Source organism: Levilactobacillus sp. FUA 3915, assembly GCF_044053135.1.
Classification (GTDB): Bacteria; Bacillota; Bacilli; order Lactobacillales; family Lactobacillaceae; genus Levilactobacillus; species Levilactobacillus lanxiensis.
Genome location: NZ_CP168704.1, coordinates 1,049,618 through 1,065,985 on the forward strand (window position 1 = coordinate 1,049,618; position 16,368 = coordinate 1,065,985).

Annotated in this window: 14 protein-coding genes and 1 pseudogene; 2 read left to right on the forward strand and 13 right to left on the reverse strand. The window is 51.4% G+C overall.

Features of this window, described 5'->3' with window-relative positions; genetic code table 11:
• Positions 1–131: 131 nt before the first annotated feature.
• Positions 132–1,674: pseudogene (locus tag ACEPST_RS05110) on the forward strand (IS1182 family transposase); the annotation flags it as partial.
• 144 nt (positions 1,675–1,818) lie between these two features.
• Here ACEPST_RS05110 and ACEPST_RS05115 read toward each other — a convergent pair.
• The 13 genes from ACEPST_RS05115 to ACEPST_RS05175 all read right to left on the reverse strand — a co-directional run bounded on the left by ACEPST_RS05115 (position 1,819) and on the right by ACEPST_RS05175 (position 15,264).
• Positions 1,819–2,862, reverse strand: coding sequence for a zinc-dependent alcohol dehydrogenase family protein (locus tag ACEPST_RS05115; protein ID WP_204120553.1), 1,044 nt, complete (start codon positions 2,860–2,862; stop codon positions 1,819–1,821).
• A gap of 57 nt (positions 2,863–2,919) precedes the next feature.
• The gene (locus ACEPST_RS05120; RefSeq protein ID WP_204120554.1) at positions 2,920–3,396 is read right to left on the reverse strand and encodes a flavodoxin family protein; all 477 of its coding nucleotides are present in this window, start codon (positions 3,394–3,396) and stop codon (positions 2,920–2,922) included.
• Between the two features lie 71 nt (positions 3,397–3,467).
• Positions 3,468–3,917 carry a MerR family transcriptional regulator gene (locus tag ACEPST_RS05125; protein ID WP_204120555.1) on the reverse strand — a complete coding sequence of 150 codons (450 nt, stop codon included), beginning with the start codon at positions 3,915–3,917 and terminating at the stop codon, positions 3,468–3,470.
• Positions 3,918–3,937: 20 nt separating this feature from the next.
• Positions 3,938–4,591 carry an NAD(P)H-binding protein gene (locus ACEPST_RS05130; protein ID WP_204120556.1) on the reverse strand — a complete coding sequence of 218 codons (654 nt, stop codon included), beginning with the start codon at positions 4,589–4,591 and terminating at the stop codon, positions 3,938–3,940.
• A 709-nt stretch (positions 4,592–5,300) separates the two neighbouring features.
• On the reverse strand, positions 5,301–5,945 hold the full coding sequence (locus tag ACEPST_RS05135) for a TetR/AcrR family transcriptional regulator (RefSeq protein ID WP_204120557.1): 645 nt from the start codon (positions 5,943–5,945) through the stop codon (positions 5,301–5,303).
• A 167-nt stretch (positions 5,946–6,112) separates the two neighbouring features.
• Positions 6,113–7,873, reverse strand: a complete 1,761-nt coding sequence (gene spxB, locus ACEPST_RS05140; protein ID WP_204120558.1) for a pyruvate oxidase — start codon at positions 7,871–7,873, stop codon at positions 6,113–6,115.
• Positions 7,874–8,063: 190 nt separating this feature from the next.
• The gene (locus ACEPST_RS05145) at positions 8,064–8,891 is read right to left on the reverse strand and encodes a hypothetical protein (RefSeq protein WP_204120559.1); all 828 of its coding nucleotides are present in this window, start codon (positions 8,889–8,891) and stop codon (positions 8,064–8,066) included.
• Between the two features lie 236 nt (positions 8,892–9,127).
• Complete coding sequence (locus ACEPST_RS05150) at positions 9,128–10,087, reverse strand: beta-galactosidase small subunit (RefSeq protein ID WP_395390555.1); 960 nt, start codon at positions 10,085–10,087, stop codon at positions 9,128–9,130.
• A complete protein-coding gene (locus ACEPST_RS05155) occupies positions 10,071–11,957 on the reverse strand; it encodes a glycoside hydrolase family 2 TIM barrel-domain containing protein (protein ID WP_204120561.1) in 1,887 nt (628 codons plus the stop codon). The genes ACEPST_RS05150 and ACEPST_RS05155 overlap by 17 nt, the downstream gene beginning before the upstream one ends.
• A 213-nt stretch (positions 11,958–12,170) precedes the next feature.
• On the reverse strand, positions 12,171–13,028 hold the full coding sequence (locus ACEPST_RS05160; RefSeq protein ID WP_204120562.1) for an SDR family oxidoreductase: 858 nt from the start codon (positions 13,026–13,028) through the stop codon (positions 12,171–12,173).
• Between the two features lie 166 nt (positions 13,029–13,194).
• On the reverse strand, positions 13,195–13,599 hold the full coding sequence (locus tag ACEPST_RS05165; protein ID WP_204120563.1) for a hypothetical protein: 405 nt from the start codon (positions 13,597–13,599) through the stop codon (positions 13,195–13,197).
• A 164-nt stretch (positions 13,600–13,763) separates the two neighbouring features.
• Positions 13,764–14,513 (reverse strand): DeoR/GlpR family DNA-binding transcription regulator, encoded by a 750-nt coding sequence (locus ACEPST_RS05170; protein ID WP_395390556.1) that lies wholly within the window; start codon positions 14,511–14,513, stop codon positions 13,764–13,766.
• A 184-nt stretch (positions 14,514–14,697) separates the two neighbouring features.
• Positions 14,698–15,264 carry a helix-turn-helix domain-containing protein gene (locus tag ACEPST_RS05175; RefSeq protein WP_204120565.1) on the reverse strand — a complete coding sequence of 189 codons (567 nt, stop codon included), beginning with the start codon at positions 15,262–15,264 and terminating at the stop codon, positions 14,698–14,700.
• A gap of 216 nt (positions 15,265–15,480) precedes the next feature.
• Between ACEPST_RS05175 and ACEPST_RS05180 the strand changes: the two genes are divergently transcribed.
• Positions 15,481–16,368 (forward strand): hypothetical protein, encoded by an 888-nt coding sequence (locus tag ACEPST_RS05180; RefSeq protein WP_204120566.1) that lies wholly within the window; start codon positions 15,481–15,483, stop codon positions 16,366–16,368.

Sequence of the window (16,368 nt, forward strand, 5' to 3'; positions counted from 1 at the left end):
TCTCCAAAACGAAAACTGGTTGAGAAAAATCTTCGGATTTTCCTCAACCAGTTTTTTGGTATAATCAAAATAAAAAAGAGCATCGGTCGCACCCGACACTCCTCGAAACTATCCCCGAAAGGATGTTCAATATGCAAGATTATTATAACATGAACCAAACGACTTTGAGTATCGCTTTAGACTATTTGCCAGAAGAAAATCATCCGGCTCGTTACATTGATACGCTGGTTGAATCTCTAAAGTTAGACTACTCCTATCAGTTTGGTCGTCCTCGAGAATATGATTTAGCTGCCATGCTTAAACTAGTCCTACTTGCTTATACCTATGGAATTTTCAGTAGTCGTCAAATCGAGAAATTTGCCCGTGAAAATAAGCCCGCTGGTTGGCTAATCGCCGACCAGGTTCCTTCATATCGAACTATTTGTCGTTTTCGTATCTCGGATGAATTGGCTAATTTGACGCAGCAAAGTTTAAACAACTTAACGTCATTTTTAAAAGATGCCGGTGTAATTGACGATGTCACATTTATTGATGGGACTAAGATTTTAGCCGATGCCAATAAATATAGCTTTGTGTGGCGGAAGAACACCATCCGTTTTGACAAAATGAATCGGGACCAATTGGTCTCGATTTTGGGCGAACTCCACGAAGCAAAGCTCATCGGTGAAGTCCCAGCTGGTTCTGACCTTACAGTGAGCATGTTGGACGCTGTGATTGGAACAGTTGAGGATAAGTTGGTTACTTTAGATGAAAAAGTTCAGGCAACAAGAAAAATATCACCTAACCCAGCCAAGCAACAGCGACGGCTTCTTAAAACACAGCGCCGAAAATTAGACCAACGGCGGGACAAGATGATTGAACATCAGCAGCAACAAGCAACCTACGGTCAACGAAGCAGCTACTCAAAGACTGATCATGATGCCACTTTCATGAGGGTTAAGGAAGACCCCATGCAAAATGGCCAGCTGAAGCCAGCCTACAATCTTCAAATCGCAACGAGCAATCAATTTATTACCGGATTCGACCTGTTCCAAAACCCAACCGATACACGAACCTTTCCACTATTTTTAGCAAGTTTGGAATCGCAAAATGTGCTTGGTAAAGTCATTGTGGCCGATGCAGGTTATGGCTCAGAAAGTAACTACCGATATTGTGAAGACGAGCTCGATAAACACGTCGTATTAGTTCCTTACGGGACAATGCTCAAAGAAAATAGTCGGAAGTGGCAAAGTGATGATCGAAAGGTAATGAATTGGGATTACTACGAAAAAGATGACTATTTTATTGACCCGAAAGGTGTCAGATTCAACTTTAAAGCTTATCGAAAAAGCACTGACAAGTATGGCTTTACTCGTGGATTTAAAGAATACGAAGCCGAAAAATACAATGAGAATCATGAAGTGATTCCACTGGCTTTGACACCAAAGAAAAGGCTTCGCCGAATTAAAGTGAATGAGGCATGGGAATACTTTAAGGCAAAGGAACGCACCCAGCTTTCAAAGCCAGAAAACAATGCTATCTACGGACGTCGAAAGATTGATGTAGAGCCAATTTTTGGCAAGATGAAGGCTTATTTGCATTTCAATCGCTACTCGGTCCGTGGTCTAGCGAAGGTCAAAAAAGAAACTGGAATCCTCGTTCTAGCATTGAATATCCTCAAGTTAGTCTCCACCAGGAGAAGACGGCTTGAGAATCAAGAGCATGGAAATAAGGCACGAAACCAAAGTTCGGTTTCGTGCCTTATTTTTGTTCTACAGAGGCTAGTTATGTCACAGCCTCTTTTAATAATTGTATTATTAATAATTAATTCAGTCGGAATTACTCACTAATTACTAACAATGATTTAATGGCTTCCCGCTTGTCCATAGCGGCATAAGCTTCAGCCACATGATCGAGGTCGAAGCGCTTCGTGAAGACCTTCCCTGGGTGGATCTCACCTTTCAAAACGGCATCCAGCAAGACGGCACGGTCGTAAGTGGTGACGGAAGCAATCCCGCCACGCAGACCGATGTTCTTCCAGAACAAGTTGTTGGTGTTCATTTCAGCTTTCTGAGGAACCCCAACACGACCTACCACAGCCCCAGCACGAGCCACCTTCACAGCCGTCTCAACGGATTGTTCCGTCCCGACACATTCGAGCACGGCGTCAGCCCCGGCGCCATCGGTCAGGTCCATCACGCGTTTAACCGCGTCATCGCCCCGTTCGGCAACGATATCGGTCGCGCCAAATTCCGTGGCTAAGGCTTGACGGTCGGCGTGCCGGCTCATGGCGATGATGCGCTTGGCACCCCGCAATTTAGCCGCAATCACACCACACAAGCCCACGGCCCCGTCGCCCATCACAACAACCGTATCGCCGTCTTTGACTTCGGCAGTCGCAGCGGCATGATAGCCGGTGGCCATAACATCGGCCAGCGTTAACAGGTCGTTCAGTTGGGCGTCGGAGTAGTCACTGGGCTGACCCGGAACCTTGACCAGGGCCCAGTCGGCGTTCTTGAACCGTAAGTATTCGCCCTGGTAGCCCACGATTTCATCGTCGGTCCGGGCATTTTCACAGTCACCATCGAAACCAGCTAAACAGGCCGCACAATGGCCACAGCCGTGAGTGAAGGGCGCAATGACAAAGTCACCGGGCTGGATGTTGGTGACGTCACTCCCAACCGTTTCCACGATACCAATAGCTTCATGACCGACTGGCGTATTCTTTTGGCGGTCGTTAATCCCGCGGTACCACCAGAGGTCGGAGCCACAAACACAGGCGCGCACGATTTTTAAAACGGCGTCGGTGGGGTTCTTCACGGTTGGCTTGGGTAATTCTTGGGCTTCCACTTTGCCCGGTTCAACGAAGACTGCTGTTTTCATAGGTCATCCTCCAATATTTTTCTAACTGTGTTTAATCTAATCCTTCAAGACAAACGGTTACTTAAAACTTTCCCACCACGTCGTCAGCGGCTGTTCCGCCGTGGCCAAGTCACCCGCGGTCAGGCCGAGGCCTGGGACCACGTTTGCTTGTGGGGCTAGTCCAGCGAAGTCCGCTTCGTAATCACCCGGTGTCCCAGCGTCCGTGTAAAACGGCGCCAGCGTGCCAGTATAGGCGGTGAGTTGTCCTAACAGACTGCGGACCGGCGTGGCCACCTTGCCCGACCAAACGGGACCGCCAACCAGAATCGTGTCAAACTGCGTGAGGTCGGGCAGTTTGCTGGTTAATCTCGGCAAGTTACCGCTGGCAAGTTGCTGATTCGCCACGTCCGAAGTCGCGTACATATCCTGAGGAAAGGTCCCCGCTGGAACGGTCAGCTCAACCTGCGTCGCGCCCGTCACTCGTTGCAGCGCCGTTGCTAGCTTAGCGGTATTTCCGGACCATGAATAATCAACGATCAACACTTTTGTGGCCATACTAAAATCCCCTTTTTCTAATTTATTACCTCTAGCATACGACCTTACAGTTACTTGAAGGCAAGGAAAACCTAGAAGTTATGGTCAATTTCATCATCCGGTACATCATCTTGCTTAGCAACCTTATCGGCGTGCTCACGCTCCAATGCCCGCAATTCTTCCTCGGTAGATTCCATGTGGTCATAGAAGTGATTGAGCTTGTAATTCAGGTGGTCAATGGCCGCTTGGAGGTCGTCACGCTTTTCTTCCATGACCCCTAGCTGTTCCTGTAAGAGGGCCTTTTGTTCCTTGGTGTTATCTTCTTGCGCATCAAATAATTGAATGTAACGACGGAGATTCTCAATGCTCATCCCCGCGGCCCGCATCTGCGTCACGAAGCGAATCCGCCGAATGATTCGGTCGTCAATATCCCGGTTGCCCACCGGCGTCCGGTCGATGGCGGGAATCAGGGATTCCTTTTCGTAGTAACGAATGGCTGCGGAGGAGACCCCCGTTTTTTCACTGGCTTCTTTAATATTCATTTCACTTCAACTCCTTCAGCTTAGTAGACGGGCCGGTCTTGCCCCTCGGTTGCGGGGTCCGCTATCCCAATACTATCACGACTGTAGCGGGTCGGGTCCGCAATCATCTTCAAAACGACGTCGGCCACGCTGGCCCGCGAACCAGAGACGCCTCCATACGGCTGGTCCTTGGTCGTCACGGTGTAGCTGATGCCACGGTCATTCAACCAAGGCAACCGCAGCGTCGTGTAGTCCAACCCAGAATCGGCTAGAAGCGTATCAGACCGCCGTGCGGGTGCCATGCCAGCCCCAATCATGTCCAGATTCCAACGGCCAAACGCCCCACCGACTTCGTTGTAAATCCCTAGAACGTTGGTGAACAGCACCCGCTCAACGTGAGTCGCCTGCATGGCACTGATGACGTTCTTCGTCAGGCGATTTTGCCCATCGTGATCGACGACCGCCACGAAGACCAGGTCTTGCCCAGCCATAGCAGATTGCACAGCCGCTTCATCGGTAATGTCGCCGTCAATCAGGGTCACGCGGGGATTGTCCCGCAACTGACTGAGGCGGCCAGCATCGCGTAGAAACAGGGTTAGGTCAACATCTTTAAAGGTTGTTTCAGTTAAAATTCGGTTTTCAACTAACCGGGCGATCTGCCCGTTAGCAGCTAAAATCATAACATTTTTACGCATATTAAGACTCCTTTGTCTGGGCTAAACGAGGGTTAACCCGCTTGGCAACTTGGTGACTCACAACTGAATGACCCTAGGTTACCCCTTGATGTGCACTTTAAGGCAAGGGAAACGGTGAACTTTTTTCAAAATAAATGACATTTCCTTAATTATTAAGTGCAACGGTTACCGGCATTGGTCAAATTTTAAAGCGTTAAGGACACTTTGTCGTTGACGCAAAAAGCACCACAGCTCCTAACAATCTAGAGTCTGTGGTGCTTTAGCGTGTTTTTTAAGTAACAAATAGAAGGTAGCCAACTTATTGCGTAGCGGTCAAAACCAGCGTGAGCTGCAGGGTTGGTGAAAATATGGTCAGCCGTGGGAGTTATCTTTGAGACACGCTCTCCAGCGGCACAAAGTAAGCCCGGAGACCGCCCTTTGGCTCCGGGCGTTCGCCCACAGCGTCCCGCCTTATTTAAGTAATAGTAGTAAAGTAGTCAGCTTATTGCGTAGCGGTCAAAACCAGCGTGAGCCGCAGGGTTGGTGAAAATAAGGTCAGCCGTGGGAGTTATCTTAGCGGTTTACCGCTTAGATAACTGATATCTTTGAGACGCGCTCCTCAGCGGCTCAAAGTAAGTCCGGAGACCGCCTTTTGGCTCCGGGCGTTCGCTCACAGTGTCCCGCCTTATTTTCACCAACCCGAAAGCGTAGTAACCGCGCCGTTTAGCCGCTACACAATCAAAGCGTAGGTCTCGCGGAACTCGCGTAGCACCGTCGCCTCGAACCCCGCGACCTGCTTCACATCCAGTTGCGCCTGACTGCTAGGAGCCAACAAGCCGGCCAGTTGGAAATGCAGCGTAGACTCTAGGTATTCACCGGCCTGGTCCAGCGACAATTGCCGGTTGCGGACCTGATCCAGCACCCCGCGAATCAGCGTTTCCGCCTGAAAAATCACGTAGTCTGGCGTGTACAGATCATAAATAAACTGACTGGCTTGGGCCTGGCCCACGTAAATGTGCAACTGTTCAAAGTAGTCGTGATAGGCCGCCGTGAACGTGGCAGACAATTCCGGGTAGCCCTTGCGCAGGTCGGTCGTAAACGTGGTGGTCGTTGACCCCATCAGTAACAGCGAATCGAGCCAGATTGGCAGAAAGGTCGCCGGGGAAAATTGCTTGGGCACGGGATGTTCCGCGATAAATTTCAGATGGCGGTCCACCACCGCCTGGACGATGTCGTCCTTATTTTTAAAGTACAGGTAGAGGCTGGCCCGGCTGATGCCGACCGCCGTAGCGAGCTTGCTCATGGGTAGTTTTTGGAAACCTTGGATCAAGATGACGTGATTTAATTTGATGGTTAGGTCTTTCTGGTTAATCATAGGTTCAACTCCTCTATGTCTAGAATAACATTTACCAACTAGTTAGACTACTAGCTATGCTATTTGTCTAAATTTCTTAAGTAGATGATGGCGTAATTAGTGACCTAACGCAAAAAATGCGAGCCCAAACTATCTGGGAACTCGCATTTTGTCATTTCAGATTTTAATTACAGGTTGTCGCCCCGAGCCCGCAGTAATTCGCCTAAAGCGGGTTGTGCTTTCAAGTCGATGTGATTCTCCTTGGCGTAGGCATCCACGGCGTCTTGGCCGTAGAGCTTGGCATCCAGTGGCATGAAGGCCGTGCCGATAGGATCGTCGTCCTTGATCACGGCATTGACCACGATTGGCTTGCGGTTGCCCTTGGCCTGCAGGTCCTTGATTTGGTCAAAGACCGTTTCGACTTCCTGGTTGTTAGTGACCGTAAAGCCAATGGCCCCCAGGCCTTCGCCCACCTTGGCCCAGTCGGCGTCGGTCAAATCGACCCCGTACAGGTGTTGTTTCGTGTCGACCTGTTCCCGGTAAATGAAACCGAAACGCCGGTTACTGAAGACCACGTTGATGACAGGCAATTGATAACGCGCTTCGGTAATGATATCGGGCGCGACCATCGCAAAGCCCCCATCCCCGGACAATGACCAGGATTGGGCATCAGGCACGCTCAATGCCCCAGCTAACCCGGCTGGCAGACCATAACCCATCGTGGCAAATAAGCCAGATAAGGCGAAACGTTGGTCCTGATCCATTGGTAAGCCACGAACGGCCCATTCGGACACGTTCCCGGTATCGACCCCGTAAGTATCCTTGGGACCGACCATGGAAGCAATCTTTTTGGTAACGGCCTCTGGCGCCAGACCGTGACTGTCATCGGCAGCCAGTTGATCGAGCCATTGGTTCCAGTTAGCCTTGTTTTGCCGGTTGGCCGTCAGCCAAGTCGTTTCTGGCAACGTCTCACCCGTAGCAATCATGGCCTGCAGGTAACTCTTGGCGTCACTGATCACGGCGTAATCGACCGGCACCATTTTACCAATATCAAAAGAATTATCATTAACTTGAATAATCTTAATATCCTTTGGCCAGAACTGGGCGAATGGGAACTCCGAGCCCAGGAAGAGAATCAAGTCCGTGTGTTGTAAGGCTTCAAAGCCGGACTTAGATCCCAAACGGCCAAACGTCCCGATAGCATTCGGATGGTTCGTGGGAATCACCCCGGTAGCGGGCACCGTATTAATAACGGGAATATTAAATTGTTCGCTGAACTTAACCAGTTCGTCGCGCGCACCGAGTAAGCCGCGGCCCGCGTAGATCAACGGGTGCTTAGCGGCCTTGAGTAATTTCATGGTCGCAGTCACTGCGGCTGGATCGATGGTTTCGCTAAACGTGTTGGAGACAACGTTTGGCGTCTTGACGGGTTCGTAGTCAATTTCGGTGGCAGCCAGGTCTTCGGGAATGATGACCACGGCTGGGCCCTTTTGGCGGTAAGCTTCACGAATGGCTTGGTTGACCACGTAAGGCAGTTGTTCCGCCGTGGTGGCCGTACGATTGTAGACGGCCACGTCGCTAAACATTGGCGTCTCATCCATTTCTTGGAAGTAGTTCGTGTTCATCGCAGCCTGAGGAACCTGGCCGACCAGGGCCAAAACGGGCACGTGATCCATCTTGGCATCGTACAAACCGTTGAAGAGGTGCGTGGCACCAGGGCCCGCGGACCCAAAGGCCACACCAATCTTACCGGTGAACTTGGCATCAGCCGCGGCGGCTAAGGCCCCGACTTCTTCGTGACGGACCTGAATATAATCGATGTGATCCTTTTCTAAATACAGACCTTCTACAGTATGGTTAATTGACCCACCGGGAATGCCATAAATGTGGTTCACATCCCATGCTTCTAAAACCTTAACTAGCGCTTGTCCTGCAATCATTTTTGCCATAATCACTCGCACTCCTTAATGGTCATCGCGGCTAACAAATCCTGGTCGAAATGCCTCAAACTTACTTAACAGTGACATCATAGTCCACTGTTTGGGGAAAAGCCAGTAATTCTACTTACTTTTTGTTAGTGATTAATTTCACAGCAACCGCTTACAGTGAAAACCGGACAAACGCGGGTTAACTACCCGTTTAGTCTTGAATCGATGCCGTATCAAATTTTACGTTGGCGTTGGGCCCCGCAACCTTGGTCAGGGCATACCCCGAATCATTGCCCACCGCGTAATGGTAGTAGCCAAAATAGTCATGACCAATCTTGACAGCCTTGGGCGCCGTCTGCGTATACGGCCTAGGGAAGATTTTGCGGCTGGTTTTTTGGTAGTTAAGTGATTGATTGTTGGGGTTATTGACTACGCCTGTAAAAGCATAACTCTCAACCTTAATCATTTCCTGTTTGACTCGGCCAGTCTTTTTCACCACCCCTACGGCAAATGGCAAGGGTCGAGGCTTTTTAAATTTGGTCTGCGCCGTCCGCGCCAACAGCCGCTGATAATTGGCGATGATTCGTCTATCCATCTTCACCGCTGCATAACTAACAACGGTAGCGTTTTGGTCAGTCTTCAAAATCTTTTTCTCCGCAGCCATTGCCCCCTTAATTGACATGATCAGTGCTCGTCGTTTTTGGGTAAACGCTTGCTTCGCCATTGCCGTGCCCTTTTGCTTCACCTGTTTAACGGATAACTTAGCGACGTCCGCTAATGTGAACGACGCGGGGACCTGAAACGATGTGGCCTTGCCGTTCTGGGTGATCGTTATCGAGGTCAACGTCGACCTCGAACTCGGTTGCGCGGTTCCTTTAATGCCGTACCAAACCTGGCTCTTCGCCGTTTTCCCGGTTCTGCCAAACGCTATTTCATCACCGCTGGCACGCTGACTCTGCCGATTAGTCGCCTGCTGCCCACACGCCGCTAGCGTCAAAGCCAGCAAGACAATCAACCCTAACGTGATTTTTCTTTTCATTCTTACACACTCGTTTCCAGAGACCGTTTACCGTCCCACCTATTTTTCAAATTAAGGTTAATCATAAGCCCCTAAGGTTGAAATTACCATCCAACCTTGGGGGCTCACTTGCTTATTCTGAATTTATAGAAAAACCGGCCATCCACTCGTGACTTGCGGGTGATTGCCAGCCAAACAAATACAACCAAAAAGAACCGACCTCAAACATCTCGGTCGGTTCCTTCATATTTGTCTAGTTATTCAACGCCAGCAATGGCGAAACTGAAGTCGTGGTCGATATCCCCCGCAACGTGATATTGCGGTTCAACGTCGGCCCCCCAGCTATCGATACCCCCAACGCCACGGGTGGCCCCGTAAACAGTCAGGACTGTCCGCCGCGCTAACGGCAGTTCTTCGATGTGGGTCGCATTTTCCAGTTCCTCTGGCGTGTATGGCAGGCAACTAAAGGCAAATGGATGCCCATTTTGCTGGAATGTCAGACTGAACGGTTGGTGATCCGGGTCGGCGTTGTTGTGCGTCGTGGCCCGCGTCACTTTGACCCAGTCATTGCCCATGTGCATGCCACACTCCTGTGGCACCATGTAGGGCGTCACGGGCAGGCAGTCCACGTGATAGGTCCCCCGCTTGCCACCAGCCAGCCGGTCGGGATACGTTTCACCCGAGAGGCCCTGGTAGTCAAAGCCTGTCGCCGTCGTTGGCATCACGAACCGCAAGCCCAAGACGGGCAGTTCGGGTAAGCCGACAGCCCCGTTGTAGTGGGTGTTGACGGTCATTTTCCCGGTCGCGTCGACCACATATTCAACGGTCACCGTGGTTGCGGGAACGGTTGGCGTGGTGTAGGTAAAGGTGATGGCGACGGTCTCGGCCGTCTCGTGATCAGAATACTTGTTATTTTCCGGCGCGATAGGTAGCGGAATAGCTTGACCATCCACGGCCACGTCGATTTGGGTGCAGGTGCTAAACATGTCGGCCCCTAACCATGTTGCCGAGGTCGTGGAAAAGCCGTTCCCCCGGTCGTTATCGGTCGTCGCCCGCCAGAAGGCTGGCTTCGGCGTCCGGTACAGCCATTCTTTGCCATAGCGAACCAGCGACTCGAGGCCGCCACGGTCGTAGGCAAAGATATAGTGGAAACCAGGACCGCTGAGTCCTAGCGTCACGTCGCCGTAAATCACGTTTAATTTAGTCGTGTTGGCCATAGTAGTAGTCCACCTCCTGTAGTGCTGGCTTCGGTGTCCGGTCGGCAAAGAGCAGGCCGTCGCCGGAGAATTCGTAGTCGGAATGACGATCATCAAAGTCCCCACCATAGCGGAGAACGGGTTGGCCGGTCACTTCGTCTTGCGTCCAAAGTGCCTGGTCGATGTAATCCCAAATGAAACCACCCTGATACATTGGGTACTTATCGATCAAGTCAATGTAACTGTTCATCCCACCAATGGAATTCCCCATGTCGTGCATGTATTCACAGTTCACGAATGGCTTGTCGGGATCATTTTGCAGGTATTCTTCAATCGCCCGTGGCGGATCATACATCATACTTTCCATGTCGGAAATGCGGTCCGCATAGACCCGGTTACGGCAAACGCCTTCGTAGTGAGTTAACCGCGTTGGGTCGGCGTCGTGGTAGAACTTGTCCATGGCGGCAATATCATCGCCGGCATAGGATTCGTTCCCCAGTGACCAGAATAAAACGGCGGGGTGATTCTTGAACATTTCGTAATTGCTCTTGGCCCGGTCGAGGACGGCTAATTGCCATTGTGGCAGGCTGCCTGGCACGTTATAGGAAGGCTCAACGGCCCCCATTTTTTGCCAAGTGCCGTGGGTTTCCAAGTTGTTTTCGGCCATCATGTAGATCCCGTTGCGGTCACAGAGATGGTACCAAGCATCCTGGTCCGGGTAGTGGCAGGTCCGCACGGCGTTGATATGGTTGTCGTGGAAGACCTGCATGTCATGCGCCATGTCGGCAGCGGTGACGGCCCGACCACGATGGGCATCCCACTCGTGACGGTTGACCCCGTTGATGACCAGGCGTTGCCCGTTTAATTGCATAATCTTATCTTTCAGTTCAATCCGGCGGAAACCGACCTGATAAGGGACGACTTCGACCAGCTTACCCGTGGCATCGCGCAGCTCAATTTGCAACTGGTACAGGTATGGGTCGTGGTGATTCCACAGGTGAACGTGGTTGACCGTCGTGGCTAGATCAAGTTCAGCTGATGCGGCGGCCTCGGCCGTCCAGAGTGGCTGTCCACTGTCGTCCGCTAAGCTGACATGGACAGACCCCATCAGTTGATCAGCGGCGGAAAGTTTCAGGTTTAATTTAAAATTACCGGTCGTGAAGGCATCGTCGACCCCGGATTGGATCGTCATGTCTTCCACATGGAGGGCCGGCTTGGCAACCAACCGGACGCTGCGGAAAATTCCGGAGAAACGGAACATATCCTGGTCCTCGAGGAAGGCGGCCGTGCTGTGCTTAAAGACTTCGACGGCCAACACGTTGTCGCCGTCTTGCAGATACGGTGTCAGGTCGAATTCGGCCCGGCTGAAACTATCTTCCGCATACCCCACGAAGTGCCCGTTCAGCCACAGATACATGGCCTGTTCGACACCATCAAATTCAATGCTGACCCGTTGATCTTCCAGCTCAGAGTTCAGGGTAAAGTGCTTCACGTAAGCCCCCACCGTGTTTTCTGGGTCGGTACTGAACATCCCTTTTTCGGGGCGGTCGGCACCCATGCTGTAAGCGGGCCGACGATAATGCTTGCCCTCCCAAGGATAGGCCGTATTGATGTATTGAATCTGGCCGTAACCAGCGAGTTCGATGTGACCTGGAACGGCTAATCGGTCGAAATCAGAGCGGTCGTAATCGGGTTCATAGAAGCCCACGGGACGGTGCTGGGGGTCCTTCGCAAAGGCAAATTCCCAGGTACCGTCGAGGCTTTGAACCAGACTACTCTGCTGAGCAGCGGCTTCGGCGACCGTGGCGTAACCGCGGTGATCGCTGTGAGCGGGTAACTGATTGATCCGAAAAGTTTGGGGATCATCCAGCCATGAAATTTCTGCTTTCAAAAGTCTTCCTCCTTTTTAAAACGCTTACATTGGTTATTATACAACAGATATCCTCAGATGCCAGCGAAGAAAGATTTAATTGTAATTGAGGAAGTGACTGAATTGATTTTGGCGGAATTGGTTCGCGACGATACGAAAAAAGCCGACCGACCACCCGGGGCCAATCGACTTGTGTTTAACTATTTATTTGTGTCCGGGACCGAGTACCCTAGCCTAACGCCGCAGAATTTCATGGATGGCGTCGGGGAAGGTCGTCAATGGCCGGCCTAAGACGTCGGGCAGATCACTGGATTCGACATCCAATTCACCCTCGCGCATCATGGCTTGCATCGCTGACAACACCTCAACCATCTCTGGGGCCATGCCCGCTGCCGACAGGGATTCTCGGTAGGTTGCATCATCCACGCTCTTAAAGGTGAAGGACTTTCCGGTCACCTTCCACAGGGTTTCCGCCAGGTCCGCGTAAGTCCGGGGTTCCCCACCGAATTCGTATACGGCCTTGGGGTCCGCCATCGTCATGACTCGTGCGGCGCCTTCGGCATATTCCCGTTCGAGTGCGAAGCTAATCTTCCCATGACCCGCCGCGTAAACTGCGTTTTGGCCATGAACACCGGCCTTTAGGTAGTTGGTTTCATTTTCCAAGTACCAGGCGTTACGCAGAAAGCTGTAGCGCAGACCACTGGCCTTCAGAAGTTTTTCCGTGGCGACGTGATCCACGGACAGTGGCGACTTCGCCGTGTCAGCGTGGGCGAAGCTGGTGTAGGCAACGAAGTCCACCCCGGCCTTTTGCGCCGCAGTGACCACGTTGGCGTGTTGCTGTTGCCGGGAGACCTCGCCCCCAGGGACGGATGAAATGAATAAGAGCCGGTCAATACCCGTCAAGGCCTGTGCCAAAGCAGCTTCGTCGTTGTAGTCGGCTTGACGAACGGTGACTTCGGCTGGTAAGACCTGTTGCCCCTTGCTGGCGTTCCGGACGATAGCGACGATATCACTAGCATCGACGGTCTTCAACAAGTCATTGATAACTAGCTGACCAAAGCGGCCGGTTGCGGCTGAAATTGCATATTTCATAATTGATTATCTCCTTATTTATTGTTGGCTAATTTTCTTTTACTTGTAACTTTATAAATAACAGAGATTAGTATAGTTACCTGTTACTTTAAAGTCAACAAGTTTGTCTCGCCCACTTTTCCGGCCTGCTAAAAAAGACTGGAACTCCCCAGTCTTTTTTCGTTAGTTATTTGTGGTACCAGCCCAGATAATCATATTTACTAGACCAGGCATTTTTGAATTCGAGTTTTTTATTTTTCGTCACGATTTGGAGACGGGCATCCTTATCGGTCAGCTCCCCATTTTTGTAAATTCCCTTCAGTTTGTAAGTGTTCTTACCAACCTTTTGGTATTTTAGATTTGTCCAGGAGGTCTCCGCAGACTTCACCCGTGACAGGTGGATGGTCTTGGCACTTACCTTGAAGTGCATGACAATCTTCGTCCCCTGATCACGGTACTGCCGTTGCCAATTTCCCCGCAGCGCTTTGGGGGTACCGGTGTGCCAGGCCGCCGCGCTCGCCGTACTAGACGCAACACCGCCGACCATCACCGTAGTTAAGGCAACCACCATCATTTGTCCCAACTTTTTCATGTTCTCATCCTCCAAGAGAATTCAATTCAGCTTTTAGTGACTTCCGTTGACTGGTCTTCGCCATTAGTATACCCCGAGCGGTTAAAAATTTCCGTTATTAACTACCGTAAATTTCAGGCAAAAAAAACGTGTTACCCCTGAGAGGAAACACGTCGACGTGATGCTTAGACCACTGTTAAATTTAATGATTGTTGGCGGAGAAAATCAGCGGTCACGGGGGCAATCCCGTTATCCGTAATGACCGTCGTGACGGTATCCAGCGGAAACTGCTGAATCAAGCTAGGCTTTTGAAATTTGCTGGCGTCGGTCAGGACGATTAGGCTATCAGCCCGTTGTGCCATCTCTTGGGCCGCCTCAGTCCGAAGAATGTTGGCGCCCGAGAAGCCATTCGTCTGATCAAAGCCATCGGTGCCAACAAAGAGCTGTTCGACGTGGAAGGATTGGAGCAATTGCTTGGTCAATGACCCCACCACGACCTGTGATTCCGGCTGATATTTACCACCTAAAACAAAGACGTCCAGGTTCGGATAGCTCGACACAAAGTTCGCAATGTAGTAGGAATTGGTGACGATGGTCACCCGCTTTTCCTGTTGGCCTAACGTATCCGCTAGAAGTGCGCAGGCCGAACCGGATTCAATCATGATGGTCGTGTTGTCGGCGACCAACTTAGCCGCAGCTACTGCAATGCGCTGCTTCTCTTCGTGGTGCTGGGCCAACCGGTAGTTCAAATCATCCGGGTTGTTGACCACCGCAAAACCGTGTTGTCGCTGCAAGAGACCCTCCGCTTCTAATTCCGTGAGGTCCTTACGCATGGTTACCAGCGAGACCTGGGTCCGCTGAGCCAGGTCGGTCACTGCCACCTTGTGCTGCTGATTCACGATTTGAATGATCTGTTCGCGCCGTTCGTTGGCCATTAGGAAAAACTCCTTTCGATAGAAAGTAAAATTCGTCGTCTTTCCCTTTAGTCTACGCTAAAACCGACGAGAACGGTAGGCTGGATTGACCGGTACCTGTCATGCTAAGTGTCGCAAGAAATATAACCCGGGTTAATTTTCCGGACTGGCTCCCGAGATTTTAACCGTTATAACCCGGGTTAACTTACCAGCCCCCATGCTGTCCGGCGTTCCACCCAGCCCGGACGCTCCCCGGAATTGCTGCCATCGCGGCCGAAACGTCCATGCTGATCACCGGTAGAACCATTAACGCAATTAGCCCAATGCTTAACCAAATGACGGCTCGAGATAGTGGGACCCGGTGCTGCTTTTGATTGGCGTAAATGGTCAGTAGTAAGCTCACAAAGACAATCACGAGCGGCAGTTGGACCAATTCCTCAGCATCTTCATAACCAATGCCCAGCGCCCAGGTGATCAGGAAACCAATGGCTCCCCAGAATAGGCCACCATAGATAATCCGGCCCACTGGACCAATATCTTCTTCCTTTTTAACGGTCAATTGGGTCATCAACTCAGCGTCCCCACGAATCAGCTGGTCGATGGACAAGTGAAATAGGTCGCTGATGGCAACCACATTGGCAAAACTTGGTAAGGCAGCGCCCCGTTCCCATTTAGAAATCGATTGTCGAGAAATTTGGAGTTGGTCGGCGAGTTCCTTTTGTGACCAGTGCCGCTGCTCCCGTTGTTGCTTTAACGCTTCACGAATTTTCATGATGATGCCTCCTCTGAACATCTCCATCATACCAAACATTCCTAGTACGACACCGAACCGTCTGGTTGTCAGCAACATCACCCGTTATTTTGGCAAATATAACCCGGGTTAACCCGCTGATTTGGCCCGTATTTCCGGTGCATTTCGCCCATTTTTCAGGTATACTAGGCGTATTAGCATTTTCGAAAGGAGCCGGTTCCCATCCATAAAAAACTCATGAAAAGTAGTCTCGGTTTGTTAGCCTTAGGCCTGGTAATCGGCAGTGGCTTACTAGCCGCTCGCGCCCAAACTGAAAAGCCGAGTGCCTTGGTCAAGGTCGGCGACTATACGGCCAGCACAGACTTTTTGAACCTTAGTGCCTACTATCAGACGACCCGGCCGGTGACGGTCAAGGTTGCCTACTTTCCAACCTATAAGTCGGGACACCCGATTCGGCAAAAGCTCACCTTACCGGCAGGCATCACGGTGGCCGGTAACCTGACGACCACGAAGTCTGGCAGCTATCTGGTTCCTAGCCTTCAGTTATTCTTGGCACGACTAAGTTACGCGGCACTGGCCAACAGCGCCAAGGCCGGCTATACGATTGATCCCGGCGATAGCGCCTATGATCCCCAGGCCACCATCACCGATACCGCTAAGTTATCCGCGTTTAAGCGGGTCAAGGCCCCGGACTACATGCCGGGCTACAGCCACGGTGACCTCTACATCGGCGGTGCCGACGCGGCGTTGAGTCCCATTGAACCGGATAGCCAGAGTATTCGGATCACCCCGGATGGCTACCTGGAAGTCTTACAGTATGATGCCAAGGCTAACACCGGTCTGGGCTTCTACCAGAAACCCGTTGGCATGGCCAAAATCACCAAGACAGACTTTCACGACCCCTACCGGACGCTGTACTTTAGTCACGACATCCAGGGCGTCAAGACGACTCGGGTCCACCACTCGGGTAACACCCAGTACAAATTAACTTTAAAGAACCTCCACACGCCACAGCATACCAAGGGCAACCCGGAGACGGGAACCGCGGGAACGTTTGATAGTCTCTACCGCATCGGCGGCCAGGCCTACTACACGTTCATTGGCTACGATGGCGTCAGTGATTAA